General features: G+C 67.0%; 5 protein-coding genes. All 5 read right to left on the bottom strand.

The window, feature by feature from the left end; all coding sequences use genetic code 11:
* Positions 1-523: 523 nt before the first annotated feature.
* The gene (locus E1O70_RS12285; RefSeq protein WP_061269439.1) at positions 524-1,168 is read right to left on the bottom strand and encodes a hypothetical protein; all 645 of its coding nucleotides are present in this window, start codon (positions 1,166-1,168) and stop codon (positions 524-526) included.
* Positions 1,169-1,255: 87 nt separating this feature from the next.
* Positions 1,256-1,585 (bottom strand): hypothetical protein, encoded by a 330-nt coding sequence (locus tag E1O70_RS12290; protein WP_061269438.1) that lies wholly within the window; start codon positions 1,583-1,585, stop codon positions 1,256-1,258.
* Positions 1,582-2,490, bottom strand: a complete 909-nt coding sequence (locus E1O70_RS12295; protein WP_061269437.1) for a hypothetical protein — start codon at positions 2,488-2,490, stop codon at positions 1,582-1,584. Before E1O70_RS12295 ends, E1O70_RS12290 begins: the two co-directional genes overlap by 4 nt.
* Positions 2,487-5,081, bottom strand: a complete 2,595-nt coding sequence (locus tag E1O70_RS12300) for a phage tail tape measure protein (RefSeq protein WP_061269436.1) — start codon at positions 5,079-5,081, stop codon at positions 2,487-2,489. The genes E1O70_RS12295 and E1O70_RS12300 overlap by 4 nt, the downstream gene beginning before the upstream one ends.
* A gap of 290 nt (positions 5,082-5,371) precedes the next feature.
* On the bottom strand, positions 5,372-6,071 hold a 700-nt coding region (locus E1O70_RS12305), incomplete at its 5' end, for a hypothetical protein (RefSeq protein WP_205688647.1).

A 6,071-nucleotide genomic window follows, 5' to 3' on the forward strand; every position in this document is an offset into this window, starting at 1 on the left:
CGTGCTGGCTCATCACGAGTACAAGCGACGGAAGCTCTACGCCCGGCTGCCAAAGGCGGATCCCGTCTTCCTCCGGCGGCAAGTCAGATGCTTGGAACAACCGGACCACCTCAAGCCCTGGCGCGAGGGGTCGAGGTCGCACGCTGGCCGAGAGCTCTTGGCCGAGAAACGGGCCTAGCGCCTCGATGAGCCCTCGGCGGGTCACGCGCCACAGCGACGGGAACAGCGGGTGTCGCTGCCCACTCGCTGCGAGCGCTGCAGCAAACGCCTCAGGGCTCTTCTCTGTCACGACGGGATGGTGGAGCGCGGCGGGATTGGCCTCCACCCAGCGCAGCGCAAACCAGAGCCGTAGGTCGTCGTCGACCCCGGTCCAGGCGCTCTCTGCATCGTTCTCGAGCGCACGGAGCCATCGGAACGCTGGCTCAATCGGCCCTGACTCGAGGCTTGCACGTTCGATGTCGTCAAGAGGCATCAGCGGGCCACCACACTCCCGCTGAGAGCGCCTGGCCCATGCCCTTCCGGTTCACGAGGGGCTCATCCAGACGTTGTCGTTCTGCATGTTGGCTGCGCGCCACAGGCCGCCCGAAACCTTGTCAGCCGGAACAGCCATGCACACGTCCCCCGAGACGGTGACGCCACCCTGATAGACCGTCCCCTGGTTGTAGATCATGTTGTCCGTGTAGCACATCGTTCCGGTCGTGCCGTCGTAGCTTGTGCCGTCAGCCGCGACGTACGTGAAGAGGACGCTGGACCAGACGTCGGCGCCGTCGTTCGCGAGATCGATGCCCTGTGCGGCCAGTGCTTCACCGTCGACGCCGACACTGAAGTTGCCGACGATGAACACCTCGCCTTCCGCAGGCGGCTGCGCGAACTCATCGGCAGCCATGATCGCTTCAGCGGCGTCAAGGTTGCTGCTGTTCAGCGAGAGCGTCCAAGCCGACTCATCGGAGAGCTTCCGAGATTCCCCCGGCTTGAGCGGCGCTTCTCGAGTTCCGGTAGTAGGTGCCTCGGGCTCCTCGGTGGTCGGCTCTTCGGCCGGTGTCTCGGTCTCGGCGACTTCAGCCGGCGACTCCTCACTCGGAGTGACCTCCGGTGTGTTGATGCCTGCGGAACACCCCGCGAGCAGGGCCGCTGCGGCGGCGCCGATTAGGAACGGTCGGATCTTCATACTTCCCCCAGTGACGGATGCCCGCGGCTCCGCGGACCTGGCACAAGCGTTCCAGGCCGGCAGCCCTCTTTGGTCTGAATTCACCCGCTACGAGAGGGTGAAGTCCGGCTCGTCTTCTGGCGCGACGATCGGCTTCGTCCACGAGTCGAGCTCCGGGTAGTACTCCCAGTCGGGCTCGCTCGGTTCGACGTCGCGGGTCGTGATCGCCTCGCGGAGCACGTGGGCCTGAGTCGCTGGCGGCCGGCTCCCGTTGAGGGTGACGCCGGATCCTGCGGGCACCTTCACGAGGACGCCGTCGACGGCCTCGGCGGGGTACTTGTTCCGCCACTTGCTCATCCAGAGCTCGACCTTGATCCCCAGGCGTTGGGCCTCGATGATGAGTGCGCTGACGTCGTCGGGCGTGGCTTCGTCGTTCATGCTGGCATCCTCCGGGCGTGGTCGTTGAGTACGGCGCAGCAGTCGCGGAAGCGGGATCCGGACTTGCAGCGGCAGGGGTCGTCGAGCTCGAGTGCCCCGTGGCAGTCGATCCATTCTTTGCCCGAGCCGCAGCGGCAGGGACCGTGCTGTGTGACGGGGTGCAGGGTTCCCGCGAGGACGGCGGGGTCGTCGGGAAAGTCGTGCAGCTTGACGACCTGGACGCCGTCGTAGGCCAGCATGGTGCAGTAGAGCGAGCCGCCGACGAGGACGTGGTGCATGGTGTGGGCGGCCTTGCGCGACCGGTTGTCGCGGACGAACTCGGCGAACGAGACGTGGTTGGCGTTGTCCGGTAGTGAGGGGATGGGGAGATCCCCGGCTCGCACCATCTCCATGTTCTGCTCGTGCATCTGCGCGCGCTCGGGTGAGATGTCTCCCGCTAGTGCCGCGAGGTGGTCCTTCTCGGCGCGCTCGAGCTCGTTGGGGCTGAACTTGTAGCCGATCGGGGTGGGGTGGACGAACACGCCCTCGTAGGGCTCGGGGTCGAAGTCGTGACGCGAGTCGAGGACGGTGGTGGTGAAGCGCCCGGCCGCCTCGGACCATCCGACGTGCACGATGATCGTGTCGCCGGCGCCCGGGTGCCCCTGCCATCCAGCGCGCAGGGTCTCCGGTCCGTGGAGGTTAAGAGTGTCCAGGTCGACGGACGCGGAGCCGAGTTCTTCGATAGCCGCACACCACCAGCTGGCGAACGCGGAGTTACCCTGGATCGCGACCGCGAGGCGCCGGCTCGGGTAGACCCGGCACTTGTCGCTGATGCCCATGTGGCGTACGGCCGGGGAGTAGGACCAGGTATCCGTCAGGATGAAGGCGCAGTCGCCTGCCGTGCTGTCGGCGTAGAGGTAAGTCACTTCACGCCCTCCATCTCCACGACGAGGGTTCGCAGCTCCTCGTCGAGGCTGTCGAGGGTCTCCGCCCGGGTCGGCTCGAACGCACCGGTGCTGAGCGAACGGGTCGGCTCGTGCTTGCTGCCGCCTCCCGTACATCCGCCCTTGGCGAATCCGCCGCCGAGCGCGGATCTGCCGAGCCCGCCCGTAGCCATCGAAGCCAAGGCCAGGGCCGCATGCACCGACTGCTGCACGACGGCCCCGACGGTGATCGTCACCGCCTTGCTCTTGATCGCGTCGAGCGCACCCTGGACCGCCTGCGCGTTCGAGATCGAGTTGCCCGTCTGGACGTCCACGACAGGCTCGATGTCGGTCGGGATCAGGCCGAGCTGATCCGCCAGCGCGTTCGCCTCGTCCGCGCCGAGACCCATCGACTCAGCGACCGCGACGAAGCGGTCACGGCTGGTCTGCATGACGCCTTGCAGGGTGACCTGGTCCGCGCCGTTCTTCTGCATGGCCGTGATGACGTCCCATGTGCTGCTCGCGATGTCGTCGAGCGCCTCGGCGTTGGCGTACCCCTTCTCGGTGGTGGCGTCCAGGGTCGCGCCGTTCTCTTCGAGAGATGCCTGCGCGTCCCGGATCGACCGCTCGAGTTCGCGCTGGGCGTCCCGCTCGCTCAGGGCGATCCCCGCGGCCTCACGCTGCGCCTCGACGAGCTCTCCGAGCGCGCTCACCTGGTCCTGCGCCGCCTCGGTCCCAGCCATCGTGGCGGTCGCCATCTCGTCCTGCGCGTTCTCCGCGCCGATCAGCGCGTCCTCGTAGCTGGGGAAGATCGTCATGAGCTCGTCGACCGTGACGCCCTGCTTGCGCGCCTCGGTGGCGATCTTGGCGAACGCCGCCTCAGCCGTGTCGAGCGACCCGCCCTGTACCATCCCGGCGAGTGTCTGGTCGAGCGAACGGAAGCGCTCCTCCGCGGCCTCGGTGTAGGCGGAGATCCCGGGGATCGTCCCGACGAACGCGGCGACATTGTCGGTCACGTCTCGGTTGAACACCGAGTCGATCGCTTCACCCAGACCCTCGACGTTCACACGGGACATGCCGAGAACCTCGCCGAAGTTCGAGAACTGCGCGTCCAGCGACGAGACATCCGCTCCGGCCTCGCTCAGCTCCTGGACCGCCGCCGCGAGGGCTTCTGCCCCGGGGGCGGCTTCCCCGGCCGTCAGGACGTCAACGAGAGCGCTCGTGGCCGCTGCGGTCGCGTAGATCCCGCCCGCCACCATCCCGGCCTTCGTGAGTGCAGAAGCGATCCGGGTCACCTTCCCGCTCGTCGCCTGCGACATGACACCCAGGTCCCGCATTGCCGTCACTGAGTCATTGATGCCGATCGTCAACTTGCCCATTGCCGCAACCCCAAGCATCCCCAGTCCTGCGCCGCCGGCGACGAAGAGCGTCGCCCTCTTCACAGGGTCTGGCATGCGGTTGAACGCGTCGACCGCCGAGTCTGCTTCTTGGACGAGCGAGCGCAGCGGACCGTTGGCGCCCTCGCCCACGCCGATAAGCGCCGTCTCCAGCGACCCCATCAGACCTTCAATGTCGCCCTTGAGGTTGTCCATCCGAATTGCCGCCTGTGCAGCCGCGTAGCCCTGGTCATCGACCGCGGCGGTCCACTCACGCACACCCTCTGCGCCAGCAACCATGAGCGCGTTCGTCGCCCCGATCGCCTCGTTGCCCACGATGCGACCGAGTGCCGCGTTTCGCTCGGCATCCGTGAGCCCATCGAGACGGTTCTGCAGCTGCCCAGCCGCAGCCTCCATGCCGATGAACTTGCCGGTTCCGTCGAACATCGAGATCCCGTACTTGTCCATCTCGCGCTGTGCTGCTGCCGTTGGCGCCGTCAGCGACATCAGCATCGACCGGAACGACGTACCCGCCTGCTCGCCCACGATGCCGTTCGACGCGAACAGGGCCAGCGTGCCAGCCGTCTCTTCGAGCGAGATCCCGAGCTGAGCCGCCGGGATGCCCGCGTACTTCATCGCGTTCCCGAGATCGAGCACGCCACCCTGCGCCTTGCCAGCACCGGCCGCCAGGACGTCAGCAATGTGCGTGACGTCCTCACCCGACAGGCCGAACTGCGTCATCGTGGAAGCCGCCACCTCGGCCGCATCAGCGACGTCGATCGCGCCCGACGCAGCGAGGTCGAGCGCCCCGGTCAGGCCGCCGCCGAGAACGTCCTTCGTCGAGACGCCCGCCTTGGCGAGCTCCTCGATCGCTCCGGCAGCCTCCGAGGCCGAGTACTGGGTGTCCGCTCCGGCGTCGATGGCCGCCTGGCGCAGCAGCTGCATGTTGTCCGCAGACTCCATGGTCGCTGCTTGCACTGAGGACATCGCCGCGTCGAAGCCAGCGAACTTCGTGACCGCCAGAGTCGCAAAGCCAGTGAGAGCCGCTCCCGCCACGCCGAACCCGTTCGCCAACGTGTTGATCGACTGCTCGTGCTTCGCCGTCCAGTTCAGGCCGGCGTTCGCCGCGTCCTGGGTCACCTTCCCGAGTGCCTTCATCTGGTTGATCGCACCCGAGACGCGGGCGTTGATGGTCCAGTTGATCGTCCTATCCGCCATGTGCGGCCTCCTTGTCCACCTTCACGTTCCGTGCTGCGCGTGCCCTGGTCGCACGCCACTCAGCGATCCGGCACCGCTCCGAGCACCACTTGCGACCGACCGACGAGCGAGCCGATGAACCGGGCCCCGCATCGCCGGCACACCCCTCTCCGTACCCGCGACGTCGACCAGATCCGCATGATTCGGCCCTTCGTGTAACGGGGACCGGAAATCTTGAACCCTCCGCACCACCGAGAGAGCTCCCCGGCGGTCCGGCAGGGTGCCGGTTGGGGGTGCCCCCTGGGGTGCGATCACGCCGCGTCCTCGGCCTTGCTCGCGAGGTGCTGGATGTGAAAGAGCCCCATGCCCGCGAGCTCACGAGGTCGGAGCGAGTCAATGGCGGACTCGAGGAACACTTCCTGTTCGAGGCTGGACGGGCCGCCGTGCTCGTTGGCCCAAAGCAGGTTGTACGGGTCGTTGAGCTCGGGGTACTCGGCGAGGAAGGCGTCCGCTACCTCGACCCACTGATTGCGTAGCGCGATACCAGCGACGGCTCGGGCGAGGACCTGGTCACCGGTGGTACTTGCCTGCCCCAGGAGCTGGAGCGCCTGGCCGGCCGTCTTGATGTTGGCGACTCGATCTGCTGCGTCGCGCTGGCTGATGATGAGCGAGGCATTGTCACCCTTGAGCCCGACCGTGCCGAGCACCTGGTGCTGGGCGTCCCGTAGGGTCCCCCGTTCCGTGGCGTCTGCCCGGGCCTGGGCCTGCTCCACGAGGGAGTGGATGTTGAGGTAGACCTTGGCGAGCTGACCGGTCTTCCACTCTTCGGTGCGCGTGCGGTCGTTACGGATGCTCTCGATCTTGTCGGCGTAGCGCCGGCGAATACTCTCGATCTTGTCGCTGGGGATCCTGGCCACTGGGGAGTGCCTCTCGTGGGACTGCTGCAGGATCGGTTGACACTCCATCTGCGGGACGAGGTCCTGCTGGAAGGATGTCGCTGTGCCCAAGAAG

This window comes from Cellulosimicrobium funkei (assembly GCF_004519295.1).
Taxonomy (GTDB): domain Bacteria; phylum Actinomycetota; class Actinomycetes; order Actinomycetales; family Cellulomonadaceae; genus Cellulosimicrobium; species Cellulosimicrobium funkei.